At 63.2% G+C, this 1,181-nt stretch carries 2 protein-coding genes and 1 pseudogene; all 3 read left to right on the top strand.

The annotated features are described in order from the left end of the window. On the top strand, positions 1-268 hold a 268-nt coding region (locus tag ACR0IP_RS23175), incomplete at its 5' end, for a hypothetical protein (RefSeq protein WP_480528161.1). Continuing rightward, positions 163-468, top strand: a pseudogene (locus ACR0IP_RS23170) (thiamine pyrophosphate-dependent enzyme); the annotation flags it as partial. The gene ACR0IP_RS23175 and the pseudogene ACR0IP_RS23170, both read left to right, overlap by 106 nt. Positions 469-490: 22 nt before the next feature. Continuing rightward, positions 491-1,181 (top strand): phosphate acyltransferase (locus ACR0IP_RS23165; protein ID WP_480528160.1); only part of this gene is annotated, 691 nt, incomplete at its 3' end.

Here is a 1,181-nt window from a genome sequence, read left to right as displayed (position 1 = left end):
TGTCAGGATTGCTGCCGTCGTCGACGTCCGTGACGACGCTCCGACCAGCCATGACTATGAAGTTCTGCGTGGTGCGCAGGTCAGGGACACCGAAGGCCGACTGGGGCTGACCTTTGTCGAGGTCGAGCTGGCAGACGGGTCGTCGCGCACGCTGGACTGCGGGGCGCGGAAAAGCGCAACTCGACCCTGTGGTTCGACGACAACTTCGTGGGCACCGAGCTGGACACCAAGGTGTCTTATGCCGGTATCGCGCAGGCCTGTGGCCTGAAAGGCGTTGTCGCCCGCACCCAGGACGAGCTGACCGCGGCGCTGAACCAGGCGATCGAGGACCAGAAGAACGGCATCACCACGCTGATCGAGGCCCTGATCAACCAGGAGCTTGGCGAGCCTTTCCGCCGCGACGCGATGAAAAAACCCGTCGCCGTCGCCGGCATCAGCGCCGATGACATGAAGGCGCAGGGCGCTTAACCCCAGGACGAGGCCGGAGCACATGACCCTGACACCCGTCGAGCTGTTGCGGCAAAACGCTCCGGCCACCCGTCCCATAATCGCCCTCAGCGAAGGCAACGACCCCCGCATCACAAAAGGGGCCATCAACGCGCAGAGGGCCAATCTGGCCGATATCATTCTGGTTGGCCCGTACGCCGAGGTCGAAGCAGCCCTGAAAGATCAGGGGGCTGCGGCCTCTCAGGGCGTTGAGATCCATGACCCTGTGACTTCGGACCTGACCGAAGAATTTGCCCAGACCTTTTTCGAACTGCGCCAGCATAAAGGCGTCGATCGGGCCAAAGCCCGTGCTGCCGTTGAAACACCCCCCGTCTATGCCGCCATGCTGGTGCGCAGCGGACGTGCCACCGGCACCGTAGGAGGGGCCGTTCACACGACCGGCGAAATCGTCCGTGCGGCGATCCAGGTGATTGGCATGGCCCCCGATGCAGGAATGGTGTCATCCTTTTTCCTGATGTACCCGCCGGAAAACGCTCAGCCCGGGGCGCGGGCGATGCTGTATTCCGATTGCGGGCTGGTCATCAATCCGACCGCGAGCGAGCTGAGCAAGATCGCCATCGCATCCGCCGCATCGGCCCGGACGCTGCTGCAGGTCGATCCAAAAATCGCGATGCTCAGCTTTTCCACCAAGGGCAGCGCCAAGCATCCCGACGTGGACAAAGTGATCGAGGCCA

It is taken from the genome of Ruegeria sp. AL11 (assembly GCF_056540865.1).
Note: the sequence above shows the minus strand (reverse complement) of the source record. Positions and strands in the feature narration are given on the sequence as shown.